Origin of the sequence: Actinomadura sp. K4S16 (genome assembly GCF_008327685.1) — a bacterium.
Classification (GTDB): domain Bacteria; phylum Actinomycetota; class Actinomycetes; order Streptosporangiales; family Streptosporangiaceae; genus Spirillospora.
Window position 1 is genome coordinate 429411 of sequence record NZ_BDDE01000017.1, and the last position, 21242, is coordinate 450652.

The following is a 21242-nucleotide window of genomic DNA, read 5'->3' on the forward strand; positions in this document are numbered from 1 at the left end:
CTCCAAGTGGGTGTGGGACGGGCTGCCTCCCGCCCGGTCACGGGCGGTGCTCCGGCGGTGCGTCGGGGGGCAGCCGGTAGAGGGGCGCGCGTTCGGCGACCGGGTCGAGCAGGCCCTCATCGACGATGACCGCGATCTCTCGCGGATCGACGATCTTGGCTTCCTGGAAGGGGTACTTCAGCAGCGCGGCGACGCGCGGCGACATCAGGTAGCCGCCCGCGACGACCAGCGTCAGCACCTCGTGCAGTTCCGGCCGCCGTTCGGCCAGTCGCTCGACCGCCGCGAGGTCGAGGGCGGGTCCCAGCTCGTCCAGCGCCAGCAGCAGCGGCGGGACGAGGTCGGGACGCGCCTTGATCACCTGGTCGAGCAGATCGGTGTGCACACCGGCCTGCGTCCCGGACGGGAGCCCGGCGCCGGCCTCGATCAGCGCGTCCGCGACCTGCCCTAGCCGCTGGCGGGCCTCCGGCGGCACGGTCATGTCCCGCGTCTCCCCGTTCTCCGCGGTGGTCACGAGGCCACCTCCACTTCGCGGCGGCGAGCGACCAGGGACCGGGCGCAGCGCAGCGCATTGGCCGCGATGGTCGCGGTGGGGTTGACGCCGGAGGACGTCGGGAAGACCGAGCCGTCGAAGACGTAGAGGTTGGGCACGTCATGGCACTGGCCGTGCGGGTCGACCACGGAGGCCTGAGGATCCTCGCCCATCACGGCCGTGCCCATGAGATGCCATCCGGTGCCGCGCAGGCCCGAATTGAGGATCTTCTTGGTGGCTCCCATGGCGTCGAGCACCTCGGAAAGGCGCTCCAGGTGCCAGGCCATCATCGCCCGCGTGTTGTCGGACGTGCGGTACTGGATCCGGACGCCCGGGACTCCGTCCGCGGTGGTCCCCTCGTCCAGCAGCACCCGGTTCGCGGGGTCGGGCAGGTCCTCGCAGATGACACCCCAGATCGCCGAGCGGCCCAGCCGTTCGCGCAGCAGCCGGGTGAAGTTCGGTCCCCACACCGGTTCGTCCCCCCAGGTGCCCGGGAGCATGAACGACAGCGGCGCGCCGGAGGGGATCAGGTTCCACTTCGCGCCGCGCACGAAGCCGCGCGACCGGTCGGTCTCGTAGAACTCCAGGGAGTGCAGGTACTGGCCGAGCGGCCCGCGCCAGGACTCCAGGTCCTCGTCGAAGATCCCGATCGCGTTGCCGAACGGGTGCATCATGAGGCGCCTGCCGACCAGGCCGCTGGAGTTGGCGACCCCGGACCCGTCGGCCGACGCGAGCATGATGCGGGGCGTGCCGATCGCGTTGGCGCACAGCACCACGACGCCGGCGCGAATGTCATGGCGGACTCCGTCGGCGTCGAGGTAGACGACGCCGGTGGCGCGGCCCCGGTCGTCCAGGAGCACCTGCTCGACCGTCGCCCGCACCGTCAGGCGCACCTTGTCCTTGGCAAGGGACTGCCAGTGGGTGCGGTCCGCGGACGCCTTGGCTCCGGTGGGACAGCCGAACGGACAGGCCGTCCGCTGCGCGCACGCGTGCAGGGGGCCGTACTCGGCGGTGGCGATGGCGTTGCTGCCGGGCCACCAGTGCCAACCGAGCCTGTTCAGCGCCTCCGCGCCCCGCCGGCCGAGCTTGTTCAGCGGGACGGGCGGCAGCGGCGGCGGTGTGCTCGGGGGAAGGGCCGGGTCGCCTTCGAGCCCGCTGACGGCGAACTGCCGCTCGACCTCGTCGTAGTAGGGCTCCAGGTCCCAGTATCCGATCGGCCAGTCGTCGCCGACACCGTCCATGGTGCGGGTGCGGAAGTCCGAGGGCAGGAAGCGTTCCCAGTGCGCCGCGTATAGGACGGTGCTGCCGCCGACACCGTTGTACATGAGGGCGGTGACGTCCGACTCGGCGTCGTCGATGGGATAGTCACCGCCGGCGCGGCGCTGGTTCGGATCCCAGTTCCAGTGCTTGCGGGACACGAGCTCGAAGTCGGCATGGCCCGCGCGCGCCTTCTCGTAGTCGGGCCAGTCCCCCTGTTCCAGGCACGTGACCCGCATCCCGGCGCGGGCGAACTCCTGGGCGGCGACCGCGCCCGAGGGGCCGGCACCGACGATCAGGACGTCGCAGTCGTCGCGCACATCCCCGTCCTTTCCTTCGTTTTCCTCCGGGCCGCCCGTACCGGGCCGTCCGGGCGAGGTGTCCATCACGGTCCGCGGCTACCGTGCCGCCGGCGTCCCGGCGAGCCGGGCCAGCAGCAGTTGCGCCGCCTGCTCGCCGAACGCCGGGGTGTTCAGTGCCGCCGGGGAACGCTCCACGGCGACGTGGGGGGCCAGGGAGTCCAGCAGCGCTCGTTCGAGCGCCGCGTCCGCCTCGGGCCAGTGGAACGCGCCGCCAGGCTCCGACAGGGCCGACGTCCCGCCGGCGGGCAGCAGCAGGACGACCGGTCCGCGCGCGGCCGAGAGCTTCGTGCCGAGCCGCTCGCCGAGGACGGCGGCCTCCCGCGGGTCGGTGCGCATCAGCGTCGCCGTCGGGTTGTGCGAGTAGAGCCGCCGCTCCTGGTACGGCTCCGGTACGGTCTCCGGCGCCCCGAAGTTGACGATGTCCAGCGCCCCGGTGGACACGACCTGCGGGATCCCGCGCCGGCCGGCGGCGGTCAGGCGGTCCGGCCCCGCACTCGCCACGCCGCCGGCGAGGTCGTCGGCCAGCTCCGTCGTCGTCAGATCGAGGACCCCCGACAGCCATCCGTCCTCGGCCAGCGACTCCAGCGTCCTGCCGCCGAGCCCGTTGGCGTGGAAGACCAGGACGTCCAGGCCCCGCGACTCCAGTAGCCGGCAGGCTTGCGACACGCCGGCGGTCGTCACCCCGAACATGCTGGCGGCCACCATCGGCTTTCCTTCTCCGCCTTTCGCGGACGGCACCGGGCGCCCCAACTGGGCGGCCAGCATCGCCACCGAACGTTCCAGGACGAAGCGGCTCACCGTGTTGAGTCCGGCGATGTCCACGATGGAAGGGACCAGCAGCAGATCGCTGGCTCCCACATGGGGACGGGTGTCACCGGAGGCCATCGTGGTGACGATCATCTTGGGCACCCCCAGCGGCAGGGACCGGAAGCCCGGCGCCAGCACGCTCAGCGCTCCCGAGCCGCCCATGCCGAAGGCGGCGTCCACCTCGCCGGCATGCCGCAGAGACCCGAGCAGGGCGACCACCCCCTCGGCCATGGCGGCCAGCGCCTCCGCCCGGGTGGCGAGCGCGGCGATCTCCCGGTGGTCGCGGGACGCGGCCCGCGCCACCTCCGAGCGGGTCACGTCGGGCCGGGTCTGCGGCTCCCCGCGGACACCCGTGTCGACCAGCAGCGGACGCATGCCCGCGGCGGCCAGCAGGTCCCGGACGTAGGCGTACTCGGCGCCCTTGGTGTCGAGCGCTCCGGCGAGGACGACCCGGCTCACAGCGTCCGCTCCATGATCACTGGGGGCTGCTCTCCCCGGCGCCGCTTGATCACGACCGTGGCCGAGATGGCGGCGATGGTCGCCGCGTAGGGCAGCATGAGCACGAACTGCGGCGGCAGGACGCCGTTGAAGTCCAGTTGCGACTGGATGCCGAAGGCCAGCGCGGTCCCGAAGAACAGCGCCGCCGCCGAGACTCCGACCGGGGCCAGCCCGCCGAGCAGGACCGCCGCGAAGGCGAGGTAGCCGCGGCCCTGCGCGATGTTGTCGGAGAAGGACCGCACCTGGGCCAGCGACAGCTCCGTGCCGGCCAGCGCGCACAGCAACCCGGCGACCTGCAGCGCCGCCATCCGGTAGAGGTCCACCGGGACGCCGGCGCTGCGCGCCGCGAACGGGTCGCTGCCGCAGGCGCTGAGCTTCAGCCCCGCCCGGGTCCGCCGGAGCGTCCACCACGACAGCCAGGTCAGCGCGAACGCCGCGAACGTCAGCACCGACAGGTCGGCGAGCGGCCCGCCGATCCCGCCGAGCGGCCGCGGCAGCCCGACAGGCGACTCGATGGCCGCCTCGGTGTCGAAGAAGGCCACCAGGGCGTAGCCCGTCGCACCGGCGGCGGTCATCGACAGGCCGAGCCCGACGATGAGCACGTTCGCCTTGAAATGCGTGACCAGCACCCAGAACAGCAGCGACAGCAACGCGTTCACGACGATGGCGGCCACGATGGCCGCGAGAACCGACCCGGTGCGGATGGCGGTGGCGGTCGCGACGAACGCGCCGCTGAGCATCAGCCCCTCCAAGCCGAGGTGCAGGACGCCGCTGCGCTGGGCGAACATTCCGGCGAGCGCCGCCAGCCAGATGGGCGTGGCGGCCTGCAGGCAGGTCCCCAGGAAGTCAACCACGGGAGTTCACCACCTCCGGATCGCGGTGGGCGGGCCCACCGGACGGATCACCGGCGCGGGCCGCGGCCCGCGTCCGCCGGCGTCTCAGCAGGGCGGGCACCGTGGACACCGTGATCCACAAGGCGACCATCCCGTTGAGCATGTCGAGACCCGCCTGCGGCAGGTCGCTCACGACCGGCAGGTAGATCGTGGCGGCGCGCAGCGCGCCGAAGAACACCGCGGCCAGCAGCGTGCGGAGCGGACCGAACGTGCCGACCAGCGCCACGATGACCGCCATGAAGCCGACCATCGGCGAGAACCCGACCCGCAGGCTGCCCGACGGGCCGTACGTCTCGACGGCGCCCGCGAGCCCGGCCGCCGCACCGCTCAGCGCGAAGACCACCAGGCCGACCCGGGAGGCGCGGATGCCCATCCACTGCGCCATCACCGGGTTGCGTCCGACGAGGCGGATCTCCAAACCGAGCCGCGTACGGCCGGTCAGGACCACGGCGCCCGCCACGAGGAGGGCGCACAGGATCAGCAGGATGGGCGAGACACCGCTGCCGTCGCTGAGCCGGAAGGCCCCTGGCAGCTGGTCGGTCGTGGCCGCCTGGCCGGTGCCGTCGCGGCTCTTCAGCGGGCCGGTGCAGACCCACTCCAGCAGCAGCACGGCGATGAAGTTCATCATCAGGCTGGTGACGACCTCGTCGGCACCGAGCCGCGTCCGCAGCACCCCGGGCACCAGCGACCACAGCGCGCCGAGCGCGATCCCCACCGCGAAGGCGCAGGGGACCACGACGAGCGCGGGACCGTCCCGCCACCCCAGGCCAACGACGAGGGAGCCGATCGCCCCGACGTACATCTGTCCCTGGGCGCCGATGTTGAAGTAGCCGGCCTGGAAGGCGAGCCCGACTCCGAGCGCGATGACGAGCAGCGGAATGGCCCAGCGGATCGTCTGCGTCCACGCGGCCGGCGAGCCGACGCTGCCGTCGATCGTCCCCGCGCTGATCGCCCCCACGTCATAGCCGGACACGGCGAATATGCCGAGGACCAGCAGCAGGGACGCGCCGATGACCGCGACGGGCCGGGCCGCGGCCGGCCTTGGCCGAAACCTCACGCCGCCTCACCCCTCACCATGGCGCCGCCCACCCGGTCCAGATCGAAGGGCCGGTCGAACTCGGCCACCACGCGCCCGGCGAACATCACCAGTACGCGATGGCACACCTCGAACATCTCCTCCAGGTCCGCGCTGACGACGAGGACGGCGGCGCCGGACGCCGCGGCGTCCACCAGCGCCGCCCGCACGTCACCGGCCGCGGCGATGTCCAGCCCGCGTGTCGGGTGCGCGGCGATGAGGACCCGCACGTCACCGGTGATCTCGCGCGCCAGGACGGTCTTCTGGATGTTGCCGCCGGACAGGTTCCCGGCCGGCTGGGTCTCGGCCCGGTACGCGACCCGCCAGCGGTCCAGCGCCTCGCGGCACCGTTCCCGCAGGGCCCTTGGATCGAGCATCGGCCCGTCCCCGGCGCGCCGCGGGGCGGCGTGGTTCTCCCACAGGGCGCTGCTGAGGCTGACCCCTTCCACGTTGCGTTCGAACGGGATGACGCGCAGGCCGCGGTCACGGCGCCGCCGCACCGAGGCCCCCGAGATGTCGGCGCCTGCCAGGGACACCGTCCCGCCCCGCAGCGGCGCCATCCCGACGAGCGCCTCGACGAGGCTGCGCTGCCCGTTGCCCTCGACGCCGGCGACGCCCACGATCTCTCCTGCGCGGATCTCCAGCGACACGTCGGTCGCGGCCGCGTCGTGCGACCCGGACCGCGCGGTCAGCCGGGTCGTGCTCAGCACCGCCGCGGCGTCCGGCGCGGGTTTCGCGACGACCGGAACCGCCTTGACCGATGCGTCGCCGATGATGGCCCGCGACACGTCAGCCGGCTCCAGGTCGCCGATGGGCGTCGGCTCCAGGACGAGCCTGCCGGCGCGCAGCGCGGTGACGGTGTCGGCGACCGCGAACACCTCGTCCAGCTTGTGCAGCACCACGATCACGCACAGGCCCGCGGCGGCCAGGTCGCGCAGCCGGTCGAACAGCCCGCGCATCGCGGGCGGCGGCAGAACCGCCGTGGGTTCGTCCAGGACCAGCACGCGGGGGCCGGAGGCGAGGGCGCGGGCGATCTCGACCGCCTGCATCGTCTCGATCGGCAGCCTGCCGATCAGGGCGTCCGGGGCGACGGCGGCTCCCCCGTCCTCCAGCAGCGTCCGCGCCCTGCGGTGCAACCCCGCCTTGGAGAAGCCGCCGAGGGGTCGGGGCTCGTCGTTGAACAGTTCCAGTGCCTGGGCGACGGTGAAGTCCGAGGGCAGCGCGAAGTGCTGATGGACCAGCTCCACGCCCTGTCTCCGCGACTCGGCGACGTTCCCTCCGGCGAGCAGGTGCTCTCCCACCCGGACGGTGCCACCGGAGGGTTCGACCAGTCCGGCCAGCACCCGCGCGAAGGTGGTCTTGCCGGCGCCGTTCTGGCCGACGATGGCGTGCACCTTGCCCGGTGTGAAGGTCCCGCTGACTCCGTCGAGGGCACGGAAGTCACCGAAAAGTACCGAGACGTCCTGGCAGGTGACGGGTGCTCCGGCGCGGTGCGGGCCGCCCGCCGCGGCGGGTCCGGTTCTCTCGTGTGGTCGGGCTCGCATGGCTCGCTCACACGTTGTCGGTGTTGACGGGCACGTCGACGGAACCGTCGATGATCTTCTGCTTGGTCTCGCCGACCTTCTGGAACGCCGAGTCCAGGTCCGGGGCCCCGGCACCGGGCCGGAACATCTTGGCGCGTTCCAGGAAGGTGCCGTCGTCGGCGAGACCCGCCTCGCTGCCACCGGGCTTCCAGGTCCCGTCGGCGATGGTGAGCACCCGCTTGGCCATGGTGGCGCCGTAGTGCTGCGACGCGACCGCGATCACGCTGGTAGCGGTCTGGGCGCTCTCCGCGTTGTCGTAGATGACGAAGGCCTTGGCCTGGTCGGCGGCCTTCACGACGCCGACCGAGGAGCCGCCCGCGTAGGCGAGGACCACGTCGACCTTGTTGTTGAACATGGTCTGGGCGATCTGCTGGCCCTTCACCGGGTCGCCGAACGACCCGACGAACGCGCTCTTGACGGCGATGCCGGCGCGGGTGGCCTTCGCCCCCGCCTCGAAGGCGTGATAGTCGGCGTTCAGCGAGGGGATCGCGGTTCCGCCGATGAACCCCACGACGCCCGTCTTCGACACGGTGGCGGCCAGCACACCGGCCAGGTACGAGGGGCCCTGCGTGTCGAACGAGACCGTCTGGACGTTCGGCATCTCGGGCTTGTACGGGTCGGAGTAGATGTGCACGAACTTGGTCTTGGGGAAGTCGGGCGCCACGGTCTTGAGCACCTGCGTGAAGTCCGAGAACGACACGACGATCACCGGCGTCCCCGACTGGGCCAGGCTGCGCAGCGTCGACTCGTGCGAGGAGGGGTCGGGCGCGGCCACGTGGCGGGTGGTGTAGCCGGCCGCCTTCAGCGTGTTCAGACCGGCGATCAGGTTGTCGGTCGGCCCTCCGTCCCCGGCCTTCTGCGGGGTGACGAGCGCCACCGACTTCTCGTCTCCGCCTCCCCGCTGGTCTCCGGTCCCGCATCCGGTGAGCGCGAGAGCCGAGGCCAGGCTCGCGGCGACGAGGAAACGACGGCGGTTCAGCGGCCCTGTTCCGAGACGCATAACAGGCTCCGTTCTGTCGGCCCGTTCACCGACACGGTCCTTCGTCCGCCGGGTCCTGCGCCCGGCGGTTCTGCGAACGTACACGGCTGTCATCCTGGTGTCTAGAGGATGTATGCATAACAATCAGTACGCTTGCTCTGGAACACCTTGCTGCAGCAGACGGAGAGGCCGTGCCCGCCGGGGCGTTGCACCGGCGGGCACGGCGGGCGGGATTCAGCCGGTGACGGTCACGCGAGCGCCGTCGAACGCGACGACGGTGTCGAGATCCGCCGACTCGACGGCCAGCCGGTCCGCGATACGGCGGGCGTTCTCCGGGTCCGCCAGGACGGGGAGCCCGTGGTCGGCCGTCATGATCGGCACCAGTGACACCTGCGGGACGTCTCCGCCGGCCAGGTCGACGACCGTGATGAAGGCGTCCCGGCTGAACGCGTCGTAGATCTCCTCGATCTCCGGGGTGATGTTCTCCCTCGGCTGCTGGGCGACGAAGTTGCCCGGGCTGTACACGATGACCCGATCCCGGTACACCTCCACCCCCTGCGGGGCGTGCACGTGATGGCCGAGGACGATGTCGGCCCCCGCGTCCACGAGCGCGTGTCCGAACACCCGCTGGTACTCGGCGCGCGCGCTGCCGAACCCGAATCCCCAGTGCACGGTGACCACCACGACGTCGACGCGCTCCCGCACTTCCCGCACGCGGCCGATGACCCGCTCGTGGTCGGCCGCGCGTACCCGAGTGCGGATGACCGGGGGCACGCCCGGTTCCTCCAGCTGGAACTCCCCGTTCACCACCCACTCGGTCTCTACGTGCACGGGAGAGATACCCGGCTTGGACGGGCCGGCCGCGGCCCCCAGCGGCAGCAGGCAGGACCAGGCGAGGATCCCCACGCGGCGGCCGGCGATCTCCAGGACGGCGGCCTCCTCGGCGGCCGCGAGATCCTCTCCCGCACCGATCGCCGTCACTCCCACCGAGCGCAGTCGCCGCACGGTGTCGTCCAGGGCGTCCCAGCCGTAGTCGGAACTGTGGTTGTTGGCGAGCGTCGCCACCTTCAGGTTGAAGGCGGCCAGCTCATGGACGAGTTCCGGACGCGCTCGGAAGTTGAGGATCCGGTCGGAGGGGTGACCCCGGTCGGAGAAGGGCAGCTCAACGCTCGACAGCACGCAGGAGGACGCTCCGAGCACCTCCTGAAGCGCGGTGAACCCGGGGGCGGCGGGCACCTCGGCCAGGGACTTGGTGAGAACGATGTCACCGGTGGCGGTCAGATGGGAGATCACGGGCGGCGCCTTCCTGCACTGCGGATGGTCGCCGTACCGGCGCACACCGTCGAAACGGCGGTCATGTCCGGCCATGCCGGACCAGACGGTACGGCGGTGAGAACGGACGTCACGGTGTCACGCTCGCCTAACACAGTCAATACGTTAGGAGTACAATCAGCGATGACGCTGACGTGTCTCCGTCCACAGCTCCTGGCCGGGCACCGCACATCGCCGGGGGACCCGAGTGCGCGAAAGGCCCTGGCGCAAAGGCCTTTCAGCAGGCATCGGGCGCTGGCGCATCCTGGTTCGCCCGCCAACAGTTATGCGTACTGGTAAAATGTATGCGTGATGCTTGAGGTGCAACGGCGGATGGCGACCCTGCGAGACTCATCGGGCAACGGGCGTCCGCTCTACGAGCGAGTGGCGCATGAGATGTCCCAGGCGATCCGGTCAGGCGAGCTGCGCCCCGGTGAGCGGTTGCCGTCCGTCCGGCAACTGGCGACCGACCTGGGTCTCAGTGTCACGACCGTCATGAGCGTCTACGCCCGGCTCGGCGACCTCGGCCTGGTCCACGGGGAGGCCGGACGCGGCACGTTCGTCAGCGAGGCTCCCGACCTTCCGCAGACGGCACCGCCCTCCAGTGGCGGTGAGGCCGTGGGACCCGTTCGCGGGGGGAGCGCCTGGCGACGCCAGGTCCTCGCCCAGACCGAGGCGCGGTTGAAGCACAGCCATCCCACCGCGCGCGACCTCACACGCGGCGGCCCGGACCCGCGGCTGCTTCCCTTGGCGGTCGTCAAGCGCGCCTACCGGGACGTCGCCGCCCGGTTGCAGGCGCAGGACCTGGAGTATCCGGCGACGCTGAGCACCGAGCCGGAACTGGCCGATGCCCTCGCCAAACGGCTCGCCCACGACGGGATCGAGACCGATGCCGACGATCTGCTCGTCGCCAGTTCCACGCAGCAGTTCCTGGCGCTGCTCGCCATGCTGCTGCAACGTCGCTCCCCTGGCGAAACCGTCCTGGTGGGCGTCGAGGAGCCCGGTTACCAGACCGCCATGGACACCCTCGAATTCCACGGACTGGGGCTCGTCCCCATGCCGCTGGACGAGGCGGGGGTCACCGTCGAGGGGCTGCTCGGTGCCGTCGACGCGGGTGTCTCGGCCGTGCTGTTCACCCCGCGCGCCCACAGCCCGACCGGCTGCTGCTGGACGGCGCAGCGCCGACGCGCGCTGGCAGACGCCCTCGCGCCCCATCCCGACGTCTGGATCATCGAGGACGACCAGTTCGCCGAGGCCGCGACCCTGCGACCAGGCTCGCTGTACACCGATCCCCGGCTACGGGACCGCGTCGTGTACCTCCGCTCGTTCTCCAAGTCCATCGCCCCTGACATGCGGCTGGCGGTGGCCCTCGCCAAGCAGCCGATCCGCCATCCGCTCACGCTGGCCAAGTCCTTCGCCGACGGATGGACGTCCCGGACGTCCCAGCGCGTACTTGCGGCGACGCTCACCGACCCCCGACTCGACGAACTTCTCGCGGAGGCGCGCACCGAGTACGCGCACCGCCGGGCCGCCGTCCGCGAGGCCCTCCGGCAGGCCGGCGCCTCCCAGCAGATCGGCCTGTTCGTCCCCGAGTACGACACTGACGGTTTGCACGTCTGGGTCACGCTCCCCGGTGGTTGTGATGCCGATCGAGTGGTAGAAGCCACGGCGCAGCGAGGGTTCTTGCTGGCAGCCGGGCAGCCCTTCTTCCTGTCCCCCGGCCACCAGCGCCACCTGCGGATCAACGCGGGCGCACTTCCCACAGAGCACGCCCCGCAACTCGCCACGGCCATCTGTGAGGCCGTCGTCGCGCTAATGGGCCAGCCCAGTGCCCTGCTCACGCCCTAGCCTCGGGCTTCGGCGGACGGTAGGTCGGAAGTGGCCGTTCGGACTTGATGGTGCTCCCACTCGTGGGCAGGCTCTGCGCTTGGCCGCGAGGCACGTTGATGTGCGGCGGCGCGAGCCCGGCGGCAAGGCCGCCGGGGCGATGAGCCGCAGGCAAGCCGCCGTTCGTCAGGACCACATGATGAGTTCGCCTCGGCTGTTGAGGCCGAGGAAGAACGTAACGGCGATTCTGCGTCCTTGCGGGCTGGGATCGACCGAATGGAAATACCGGGGATCGAAAAGGAGGGCATCGCCGAGTTCGACGGACAGGACAATCTCCTGCTCGCCGTCGATCACGTTTCGGTGGTAGCCGTACCCACTTCTCGACGCACTGTCCGCCGGATCCCACTGGTGCCGGTAGATGTGGGTTCTGCCACCTTCGGGGGGCACGGACATCCACACGTTGAACGCTAACTGGACCACGGGAGCGCCTTCGTCGAAGAGATCGTGGCCGTACTCGCGCCGGACGTCATCGAAGTGAATGAGCGCACCGTTGTTGATTTCCCGGATCGCTCCGGCGAACAGTTCCCGGCCTGAAATGCGCGCGGGCCGCAGCCGCCCCTGCCAGGCCGCCGACAGGCGGCTGATCGAGAAGCCCAGCGGATCGGCGTCGTGCATCCATGTGCGCCAGACGTGGCGCGCGAGCGCGATGTCGTCCCAGTAGTCGGACCGCAGGCCTCCGCCTTCCTTGTACTCGTTGAGCACCGGGCCGAAGCGGGCGATCGGAGGATCGACGCGGGCCCTGTCGTAGCGGTCCATGGGGAAGCCGGGGTCGGCGATCCTCGCCATGGCCGCCCGGCAGAGATCCGCTGGAACGAAATCCTTGATCTGCAGGGCGACGACGGTGCCGCTGACGAGTTCCGCGATGTGCCCCCGTGACAGCGCGGCCGCGGTAATCGAGCGCGCCACGAAAAGCGGATCGCGCAGATCGGAGGGCTTCGAAGCCTGAGGGTCGGTGATCGGAGTAGCCATGGAGGATCCCCTGAGCCGGTCGGGCGATCGGTGCACCTGCACCCCGCCAAATGTCCCGTCCATGCCGATGATGGGGGTCCTGCAAGCGACCGCTAAGACGCCCACGGTTGCCAAGAGGAACTGGCAACAGGAAACCGATGGTGACCAGGTCGGTTCTCGACGTCCCGGACACTCTCGTTACTCGGCGAGATCTTCACCATCCTCGACGACCGCGATCCAGTCATGCAGGAGGGCTGCGGCCCCGACGCGGGGGTCGCCTCCACCGAGTTCCTCGACCAGGCCCGCCACGGCATCACTGATCAAGGGCAGCGCACCGGGGCCCGCCGCCTGGAGCGCGGTGGCGTGTGCGAGGAAGCAGCACGCCACCAGTGACCGGACGTCGTCCGCTCCGAACTCCCGGACGCGGCTCTCGTGCAGTTCCAGGGCCAGCAGCGTCGCCACCAGCACGTCGGCCTCGTCGTCGCCGAGGTCGATCCGACGGTGAGCCGCGGTGACGGCCTCGCGGGGCAGAGACAGTTCCAGCAGGTTGCGGAGGGTGTGCACCGTCTCGGGATGTCCGGGCCCGAGTTTCTCCAGCCGGAGCCGGTAGACGACCTCCAGATCCGGTAACAGCCGTTCAGGTGCCTCCGCGGTCATCACCATGTTCTTCCGCGCCGTCAACGTGTCGGCGTGATCCTCGCCGAGCACACGCCGCCGCGCCTCGTACACGGCCGTGAGGATGTCATGTGCCTGAGCTTTGTCGTTGAGGGCGTTGAGGCTGGCGGCCAGGTTGTTCAGGGCGTCGAGCGTGGCGGGGTGATCGTCTCCGTGGACGACGCGGCAACGTTCGTGGACGATGCGCTTGAGCCTCAGCGCGAGCCTGTGGTCTCCCGCATTCCCCGTCGCGATGGCGTAATTGCTCAGCGCGGCCAGGGTGTCGGGGTGCTGGACATTGAGCAGGCGGCGTCGTGCCCGGTACACCTCGCCGTAAATCCTCCGGGCGGTGTCGTAGGCGCCAAGCTCGTGGTGGCTGACGGCGACGTTGTTGTAGGCGATGAGGACATCCAGGTCATCGGGGCCGAAGAGCGCCGCGAGCCCTTCGTAGGCGCGCCGCTTGTACGCCAGTGCGGTTCCGTGGTCGCCGACCAGGTCGTAGGCGATGCCGAGGCCGGCCAGGACGGTCAACGTGGTCCGGTGTCCTGCGCCGAGGGCGGCCGAGCATGCCCGGTACAGGCGCTCATAGCAGGTCAGCGCCGCGCGGCCGTCGCCCAGTTCCGCGTGGACGCGGCCGGTCTCGTTGAACAGATGCCATTCGTCCTCGTCCGCCAGCGCCCCGGCCACCTCGTGGACGTGCGGCAGGTAGTCGACCAGAGCCCGGTGCACGTACGTCGTCTTGCTGCCTTCGATGCGGTCGGTGAGCTCGTTGACCGCCTCGGCTTGGAGCAGAGCACGCCTCGTGTGGTCGATGTCGGCGAACCGCAAGGTTCGGCTCACCATCGCGTGCACGCTGAGGAGCGCGGTGCCGCCCGAGGGCACGACGGCGGCGAGCGAGCAGCCGACCGCGTCGGCGGTGCCCGCCGTCACGAGGTCCCGCGCGGCGGGCTCGCCGGTGCCATCGCTTCGGGCGAGGACGCCCTCGATGAGGGGCCGTGGAATCGGGGTCGGGGCCATGAGGCTCGCGGCCCGGAGCACCTCCCGTCCGGGGCCGCTGAGCCGATCGACGCTGCGGAGCATCGTCGCGGCGATGCTCGCCCTGTGCCCGGTGGGCAGCTCTCCCCACAGCCGTTCGCCGAGTTCGAGAACGTCGGGGCCGGGCCGCTCGATCGCGGCGAGCAGCCCGGAGAACCCGCCTTGGTCGGAACGGGCCGCGAGTCCCGCTGCGACCGCCAGCGCCAGCGGATGCATGCCCAGCCGTTCCGCGAGGGCAAGGGCGTCGCGCCGCTCACGGGCGTCCCGGGCGGGCCGCTTGCTGGTGAGCAGGCCGAGTGCCGCGCCGGCGTCGAGACCGTCCAGCCGCACTTCCCCGCCCCACGGGCAGCCGTAGTCGGCGGGCAGGTAGCGGGTGGTCATGAGGGTGTGACCGTCGAGGGTCGGCGCGAGCAGCGTCAGGAACGTGTCCCGGTCTACGGCCGCCGGAAGGTCATCGACGATCCACAGGTAGGGCCGCCCGGTACTGGCGAGATGGGCCCGGAACGCCCGGTCGATCGCGGCCGTGTCCAGGCCCCGGACGTCCAGGTCCAGGCGGTGCGCGAAGTCCGCCACCTGGTCGGCGCGGCGAGCCCGCACATGGTGCCGGTCGGCCTTCTCGGCGAGGTGGCTCCCGAACCCGCGCAGGACGAACACCCCGCCGGGATAGTCGGCGGCGAACTGCCGCGCGTAGTACTCGGCCAGCATGGTCTTGCCCTGGCCGCCGAGGCCGACGATCCGCGCCACCGGCGCGCCGCCCATGCCCGGGTCCTGGTGGCCGTGGAGCGCGTCGTGCACCTCCCATAGTTCGATGTCCCTGCCGAAGTGTTCACGGGTGCCGACGAGCGGGGACGGCTGCCAGTCGGGTTCCGGCGGGCTCGGCGCGTCACCGAACACGCAGGCGTCGGTCTTCGCAACACGCGCGACGACCGATGCCGCGAGTTCCGCCGGGTTGACACCGCGCGGAGAGGGAAGGCGCAGGTCTCCCAGGCGTCCCGGGCGTATCCGCTCGTATTCGATGTTCCACGGGATCGCCATGACGCGTTGCGACGTCCCGTCGAGACGATGCGCCGCCGACAGGGAGTACCGCATTTCGAAGCGGCAATACGCGCTGGACGGCAGGTTCTCCGAGTAGAGCACCACCAGACAGCGCGATCTGGCAAGCGCCGCGTTGACCGTTGGAGTGATGGGGTCATAGTCCGCCATCTCCTTGTCGTCCTGGAACACCCGCAGGGGGCGGCCGTCCACCTGCTGCGCCTTCAGTGCCTCGACCAGGGCGTCTGCTGTCCGTTTGTCCTTCCACGAGTAGCAGAAGAAGACGTCGTAGCCGTCGGTGTCAGGCATCTGGTCTCACCTTTCGTCGGCGCGGCCGTTCATGGCCGGATCCGCGGGTGTGGTCAGGAAGGCGTCGATCCAGGCGCGGACGCGTTCGGTGCGGCGCGCGTCGCACAGCTCTGTGTAGTTCGCCAGGGCGATGTTCCAGTGCGCCAGGGCGCGGGACCGGTCGGACCTGTGGGCGGCGATCCAGCCGAGGTTGCCGTGGGCGCGAGCCTCCTCGTGCCGGCTGCCGCACGACCGACCGAGTTCCGCCGCGCGGAGCAGGAGATCCCGCGCCCGCGTCGGCTGCCCGAGCTTTCTGTGGGCCTCGCCGAGGCAGTTGAGCGCCATGGCCGCGTCGACGTGAAGGCCGAGCGCCATGAATTCCTCGAGTGCCGCGTACAAGCGTGAAATGGCGTCGGCGTACCTGCCCAGCTCGATTTCGATGAGGGCCACGTCGCGCGAGAGGATCGCCTTGTTGCGGGGCAGACCGTGACGTTCCACGAAGGCCAGCGCCCTCCGGCTTTCCTCCAGAGCCTTGTGCGGATCGCCCCGGGAGAAGTGGACCCACGCCAGGTGCGCGACCGCCGTGTGCTCGCCGTACGCATCGCCGATGCGCCTGGAGATGCGACGCGCCCGCTCGTAGTGGACGGCGGCGGCGTCGCGGTCATCGATTTCCATCAGTGCGAGGCCGAGATTGTTCAGCGTCTTGGCCTCGGCGTCCAGGTCACCGGCCCTGCGCGCTGCGCGGAGAGCGAGTTCATGCGTTTCGATCCACACGTCCATGGTCTTGGCGACGAACAGGAAACCCCGCAATGCGTAGGCCAGCCGCCAGCAATGGCCGTCCAGCCCGGCCGCGAAGGAAGCCCGGCACACCGCCAGGAGATTGTCCTGTTCGGTGACGATCCACTCGATCGCCTCGTCGTACTCGTCGTGGACCCGCGCCTCCACGTGGACGTCTTCGTCCACAGGGTCGATGCGGTAGCGGTGCGGAGTGATGAGCCGGTCGGCCGCCTCCAACGACCACAGGTAGTAGGTGGCTTCTCGGCGCAGGGCGGCGTCTCGTTCCGCCTGCGGCAGCGCGGCCGCCGCGCGCTCGCGGGCGAACTGGCGCAGCAGGTCGTGGAACTGGAACCGACCGGATCCGCGCCCGGTCAGCAGGTGGGCGTCGAGCAGCCGGCGCATTCGCCTACGGGCCGCCGGCCTTCCGATGCCAGCCCGGGCCGCGGCCGCGCCCAAGCCGAAGTCCGGGCCCGCATGCAGCCCGAGCAGCAGGTACGTCTGGCGCAGGTCCGGCGTCAGCGAACGGAACGAAGCGTCGAACAGCCCGTCCAGGCTCCGTTCACCGTCGTCGAAATCGGCGAGCCGCTTCCACGCCTGGGCGGTCGGGGACGACATCTCGGCGTCCAGGTCAGCGCGAAACTGAGCCGACGCGATGCGAAGCGCCAGGGGAAGCCGTCCGCACCGCTCCGCGATCTCGTCAAGCGCCGTCCCTCCCGTCCCGGGCCGAATCCTGCCCAGCACGCGAAGCAGGCCGACCGCGTCGGCGTGCGACAGCGGAGCGAGCCGCACGCGGTGGACGTCCTCCAGGGCGCTGAGTTCGTTTCTGCTGGTAACGAGGACGCGGCAGCCGCTCGTACCCGGCAGGAGCGGCAGGATCTGCGCGGCGTTGTGGGCGTTGTCGAGAAGCAGAAGCAGGGACTGTTCCGCGACGCGGTCGCGGAACAGGGCGGTCCGGTCGTCCACATGCAGGGGAATGGCCTCACCGGGTACGCCTAATCGGCGGAGAAGGCGGTCGAGGGCGTCCGCCGGCAGCACCATCGCCGTATCGGCATATCCGTGCAGATCGATGAAAAGGCATCCGTCGGGAAAGCGCTCCCGCAGCATATGCGCGGCGCGGACGGCCAGGGCGGTCTTGCCGACGCCCGCCATCCCGACGATCGCGCAGACCTCGACAACGCCCGGGGCGTCCACGCGCCTGTCTGACATGGACTCGACGATCTCTACGATCTCGGCGTCCCGTCCCGGGAGGTGAACGGTGTCGCGAGGCAGCCCCGACGGGCGGCCCCACGGCGTCGTGGCCTCGGAAGGGGGCCTCGGCGAACGGTCCGGGCGCGCGCCGCGCGCCAGCAGGCCGCGGAGCACACCGCCGGTTTCGAGGATGTCGTCGCACCGCTTCGCCAGGACTGGATTGGCACGGGCCCTACCGGTCTCGATCTTGCTGAGATATCCCTTGCTGTAGTTCGTCCTGCGGGACAGCTCGGCCAGCGACCAGCCGACGGCCTGGCGCAGCCGACGAAGTTCGGAACCGAAGTCCGGAGCGTGGTCCATGAAACCTCGCCTGATCCCGTCGATGCCCCGGCAGCCCGGCGCTGGCGCGGCTCCGGAAGGCCTACCGCTATATCTTGACGGTATCGGGATCGCCGTGCTCCGGTCGGAGCAGAACCTCGGCGTCCGGGTGGCGCGCGAACACGGCGGGCGTGGCCCACTCGCAGTGGTTGGGAACGAAGAAGATCGCCCGCCGCGCCTCGGTGACCGCGGCGTCGATGGTCAGGCCGTCGACCAGCGAGGCGTAGAACTCTTCTGTGAACGTGACCGCCGCATCGTCGGTAATGGGGAACTGCATCGTGACCGCCGTCGGGACCCCGCGCTCGACGAGCGCGCCGCCGAGGCTCGACATGGTGTCGAGCTGGTCCATGGCCCCGGTCTCACATGCGTTGAGGACCACCAGTCGCAGATGGGGGTGGTTCCGGAACAGTGTGCCCAGGTGGAATCCGGAAACCGGTGCGCTCCGGCCGTCCTTCGACTCGAAGTCGAGCATCGCCAGCCCGTCCTGCGGGTCGATGTGGCCGTGCCCCATGAAGTGCCACATCTGCACAGGCTGGCCCGACTCGTTGGCCCTGCGCAACGTCCGTTGCAGCGTGAGCAGGGTCGCGTCCCGGGTGAAGCTCAGCTTCACAAGCCCGAGCTCGATCAGCGGGCCCAGCGCCACCTTGATGGTCTCGATCTCCGCCTCGGTGTCGAGGCTCGGCAGATTCCGCGGCGAGCTCACCGTGACCAGCACATGCAGAGGGTGGCTTCGAATCGTCGCGGCCTGTGTCGCCATACGGTCGAGGTGCCGGACGAGCGAGTGATGCGGTGACAGGCAGAGGAAGTCTGTCCCGTCGTACAGCAGCTCCCACGGAATGGTCTGGAGTTCCGGCGCCTCGGGCAGCCGCATTCGGATCCGCAGCCCGTTGCCCGCGCCCAGCGCCTGCGCGCGGGTCTGTTGAAGAAGATCCCGTACCGACTCCCGGAACAGCCCCTCGAAGAGCTTGCCGCCGAACTCCGCCAACGGCTCCAAGGCCTTCGGCACGCCGCCGCGCCGGACGACGGGCCTAGGTCCGCAGTAGGCCAGGACGAAGTGCTCCAACTCGTCCGGGGTGAGGTCGAGTTTCAGCGTGCTTCTGGCCGACCCCAGCGGGGACCGCGCGTCCAGCCGGAACTCGTCCCCGTTGCGCACGATACTCAGATCGAAGTCCACCTGCCACGCAGGCTTGCGCGCCCGCAGCAGCGCGAACGCGTCTTCGTTGCCGGCGATGAGCCGCGTTTGCCGCCCCACGAGCGCAGCCGACTCCCGCGCGAACAGCTCCCTCCACAGGTCGAAGGAGATGTCGCCGCCCTGGCGACGCAGGAGGAAGTAGCTGGACAGCTCCTCGGCCGTCCGGGCGAACCGCTCGGCCGTCCCCGTGTCCACCCTGCGCAGGAACGCCAGGACGACACGCACCCGCGCCATGTACTCCGCGAACAGCTTCCTGGATGCACGTGACTCATCAGGACTGGGCGCCAGCACGGTGCGCACATCGGCGGAGCCGTCGCCGGTCGTGACCTCCTGCCGGTGCAGGCTCACCATCTGCATCAGCTCGACGAGCTCCTCGTAGGACGCGACCAGCCCTTCGATGTGCTGTTGATGCGGGTCGTCCCCCGCCTGTCCGGCCACCTCAGCCGACCAGATAACTGACTCGAGTTCGGCCCGACTTCACTTTGACGCCCCTGACACGCAGCCCGAACAGTTCGCCCAGCCGACGCACGTGAGTGCCGCCGCACGGCGAGCGGTACCCGGCCGTCACCACGACCCGGGTGGGCTTTCCCGCCGGGATCTCGGTCGGCACGTACACGCCGTTCGCCCGGAGCTCCTCCGGCTCGCAGAAGTAGCTCGTCACCTCCGTGTCCTCGGACACCATCGCGTCCATGGTCTCCTGGACCTTCGCCGCGAACGACTCACGCTCCTCCACTGGTAGTGCGCGGTCGAACTCCACGTACGGGCCGTTCGGGAAGTGGTAGCCCTTCGTCGGGCGGTAACCGACGAGCCGGTCCACCGCCGTCATCACCAGGTGCCCGCCGGTGTGCAGCAGCGCGTGCTGGTGCCGCAGCGCCGCGTCGACCTCCAGGCGCGCGACCGCGCTCTCAGCGAGCACGCCCTCCGCGGCACCGGTGTGCAGCACCTCCCCGTCCGCGAACGAGACGCGCCGTATGTCGAGCACGCCCTGATCGGTGGTCAGCCGCCCGCGGTCGGTCGGCTGGCCGCCACCCTGCGGATAGAAGATCGTTTCGTTTAGGACGACCGTGGTGCCCCCCTCGTCATGGTGCACCTTCAGGATCGTGGCGTCCGCCTCGGTGAGCTGGGAGTCGTCCAGATAGAGCAGCCGCGTGGGCATGGAGGTCCTCTGTGTGGTGGGGGGCCGGTAGGCCGGATGCGAACGGCGCGGGCCCGGGTCTTGTACGTCAAGTGTGACCAGCCAGGCAATAAGCAGACAAGCCGGTTCATAGAAGAGGCATTAACCTCTGCTTATGCTCGATGTAGTGCGGCTGAAGATATTCGCCGAGGTCGCCCGGACGGGCTCGATCGCCCGCGCCGCCAAGGAACTCGGCTACACCCCCTCCGCGGTGTCCCAGCAACTGAGCAAGCTGGAGCGGCAGACCGGCGCCGTCCTCGCGACGCGCACCCACAGGGGCGTCGAGCTCACCGCCGAAGGACGCGCACTGCTCACCCACATCGACGCGATCCTGGAACGGTTGGGCGCAGCGGAACAGGCTGTACGGGACGTCGCGCAGCTACGCGCCTCAGAGGTCAGGCTCGGAAGCTTCACCTCCGGCGCTCTGATCCTGCTGGCCCCCACCGTCGTGACCTTCAAGGCCGCTCACCCGGCCGTCCGCCTCTCACTCGTAGAGGTCGAGCCGCCGGGCGGCTACGACAGCGTCCGCACCGGCGAACTGGATCTGCTGCTGTCACATGTCTATCCAGGAATGACCGCACCCGATCCCGAAGGGCTCGTCGCAGAGGAACTCTTCGTTGACCCGCTGGTGGCCGTCCTTCCGGAGGCTTGGCTCACCGGTGAAGACCGCGAAGCCTTGCCTCTGGAGCAGCTGACAAAAGTGCCCCTGATCTCTGGAGGCCCCGGCCATGCCAACCGCCTCGCCCTCGAAAGGATGCTCGCGGGAACGGGCGCCACCCCGCGGATCGAATTCGAAACCCGCGACTACGCCGTCACCCTCGCGCTGGTCGCCGCAGGCGCCGGCGCCACAGTGATGCCGTCGTCCGTCACGGTCTTCACAGAGCAGCGAGGCGTAAGGGTTCGACCCTTGGGAGTCACCGAGGCCCGCAGAGTCTTGGTAGTCCACCGCCCCATGCCCTCCACCACCACGGCCATGTCCTTCCGCGACGCCCTCCGTCAGACGTCGGTCGCCCTCACCAAGAAGCTGCCTTTCAACCTCTGACCCTCCGCAGCCGCGGCAATCAAACGACACAAGGCACGCAGGGGCAGCTCCTAACCACCCTGGAATCCACCCGGCGCCAAGGGTCAGAGTGCCGCCGTCGTCGGCAAAGCGAAAGGCCGGCGGTTCGCTCCCGCCCTGCCCGCACCTCATTCCAGCCGAAAGACCCGGAACCAGTCGAGTCCAATACCGTTCCTTGCCTCAACTGGGCGGCTGGCGGCTGGCGTCATGCCGGACGTGGATGTACCCGGCAGCGGTTGGTCACCGGCGCCGGGCACATCAGGTCAGGACGTTAGTCCACGACCTACAGGGCCCAGCCGCGCCTGGGGTCGAGCTAGCAGATGTTGAAGCCCTCG

General features: G+C 70.2%; 15 protein-coding genes. 2 read left to right on the forward strand and 13 right to left on the reverse strand.

Features of this window, described 5'->3' with window-relative positions:
- Nucleotides 1-37: 37 nt before the first annotated feature.
- The 8 genes from K4S16_RS28030 to K4S16_RS28065 all read right to left on the reverse strand — a co-directional run bounded on the left by K4S16_RS28030 (nucleotide 38) and on the right by K4S16_RS28065 (nucleotide 9351).
- Nucleotides 38-511 carry a hypothetical protein gene (locus tag K4S16_RS28030; RefSeq protein ID WP_149262010.1) on the reverse strand — a complete coding sequence of 158 codons (474 nt, stop codon included), beginning with the start codon at nucleotides 509-511 and terminating at the stop codon, nucleotides 38-40.
- Nucleotides 508-2106 (reverse strand): GMC family oxidoreductase, encoded by a 1599-nt coding sequence (locus tag K4S16_RS28035; protein ID WP_200842162.1) that lies wholly within the window; start codon nucleotides 2104-2106, stop codon nucleotides 508-510. The genes K4S16_RS28030 and K4S16_RS28035 overlap by 4 nt, the downstream gene beginning before the upstream one ends.
- A gap of 78 nt (nucleotides 2107-2184) precedes the next feature.
- Nucleotides 2185-3414: a Tm-1-like ATP-binding domain-containing protein gene (locus tag K4S16_RS28040; protein ID WP_149262012.1), complete on the reverse strand. Its 1230-nt coding sequence runs from the start codon at nucleotides 3412-3414 to the stop codon at nucleotides 2185-2187.
- A complete protein-coding gene (locus K4S16_RS28045) occupies nucleotides 3411-4307 on the reverse strand; it encodes an ABC transporter permease (protein ID WP_149262013.1) in 897 nt (298 codons plus the stop codon). The genes K4S16_RS28040 and K4S16_RS28045 overlap by 4 nt, the downstream gene beginning before the upstream one ends.
- Entirely contained in the window at nucleotides 4300-5403 is a 1104-nt protein-coding gene (locus K4S16_RS28050) for an ABC transporter permease (RefSeq protein ID WP_149262014.1), read from the reverse strand. The genes K4S16_RS28045 and K4S16_RS28050 overlap by 8 nt, the downstream gene beginning before the upstream one ends.
- Entirely contained in the window at nucleotides 5400-6965 is a 1566-nt protein-coding gene (locus tag K4S16_RS28055) for an ATP-binding cassette domain-containing protein (protein WP_149262015.1), read from the reverse strand. Before K4S16_RS28055 ends, K4S16_RS28050 begins: the two co-directional genes overlap by 4 nt.
- 7 nt (nucleotides 6966-6972) lie before the next feature.
- Nucleotides 6973-8004, reverse strand: a complete 1032-nt coding sequence (locus tag K4S16_RS28060; protein WP_160161058.1) for a BMP family ABC transporter substrate-binding protein — start codon at nucleotides 8002-8004, stop codon at nucleotides 6973-6975.
- 213 nt (nucleotides 8005-8217) lie between these two features.
- Nucleotides 8218-9351 (reverse strand): CapA family protein, encoded by a 1134-nt coding sequence (locus tag K4S16_RS28065; protein WP_149262017.1) that lies wholly within the window; start codon nucleotides 9349-9351, stop codon nucleotides 8218-8220.
- Nucleotides 9352-9627: 276 nt separating this feature from the next.
- Here K4S16_RS28065 and K4S16_RS28070 point away from each other — a divergent pair, with 276 nt between their 5' ends.
- Complete coding sequence (locus tag K4S16_RS28070) at nucleotides 9628-11142, forward strand: PLP-dependent aminotransferase family protein (protein ID WP_160161059.1); 1515 nt, start codon at nucleotides 9628-9630, stop codon at nucleotides 11140-11142.
- Between the two features lie 165 nt (nucleotides 11143-11307).
- Here the strand turns inward: K4S16_RS28070 and K4S16_RS28075 are convergent, their stop codons facing one another.
- The 5 genes from K4S16_RS28075 to K4S16_RS28095 all read right to left on the reverse strand — a co-directional run bounded on the left by K4S16_RS28075 (nucleotide 11308) and on the right by K4S16_RS28095 (nucleotide 19829).
- Nucleotides 11308-12150 (reverse strand): hypothetical protein, encoded by an 843-nt coding sequence (locus tag K4S16_RS28075; protein ID WP_149262019.1) that lies wholly within the window; start codon nucleotides 12148-12150, stop codon nucleotides 11308-11310.
- 177 nt (nucleotides 12151-12327) lie between these two features.
- On the reverse strand, nucleotides 12328-15159 hold the full coding sequence (locus K4S16_RS28080; RefSeq protein WP_149262020.1) for a toll/interleukin-1 receptor domain-containing protein: 2832 nt from the start codon (nucleotides 15157-15159) through the stop codon (nucleotides 12328-12330).
- A 6-nt stretch (nucleotides 15160-15165) separates the two neighbouring features.
- Nucleotides 15166-17463 carry a helix-turn-helix domain-containing protein gene (locus K4S16_RS28085; protein ID WP_149262021.1) on the reverse strand — a complete coding sequence of 766 codons (2298 nt, stop codon included), beginning with the start codon at nucleotides 17461-17463 and terminating at the stop codon, nucleotides 15166-15168.
- Between the two features lie 67 nt (nucleotides 17464-17530).
- Nucleotides 17531-19024: a CHAT domain-containing protein gene (locus tag K4S16_RS28090; protein WP_160161060.1), complete on the reverse strand. Its 1494-nt coding sequence runs from the start codon at nucleotides 19022-19024 to the stop codon at nucleotides 17531-17533.
- 88 nt (nucleotides 19025-19112) lie between these two features.
- The gene (locus K4S16_RS28095) at nucleotides 19113-19829 is read right to left on the reverse strand and encodes an alanine--tRNA ligase-related protein (RefSeq protein ID WP_149262023.1); all 717 of its coding nucleotides are present in this window, start codon (nucleotides 19827-19829) and stop codon (nucleotides 19113-19115) included.
- A 133-nt stretch (nucleotides 19830-19962) separates the two neighbouring features.
- Here K4S16_RS28095 and K4S16_RS28100 point away from each other — a divergent pair, with 133 nt between their 5' ends.
- Nucleotides 19963-20889 (forward strand): LysR family transcriptional regulator, encoded by a 927-nt coding sequence (locus tag K4S16_RS28100; protein ID WP_149262024.1) that lies wholly within the window; start codon nucleotides 19963-19965, stop codon nucleotides 20887-20889.
- The last annotated feature ends 353 nt before the right edge of the window (nucleotides 20890-21242 follow it).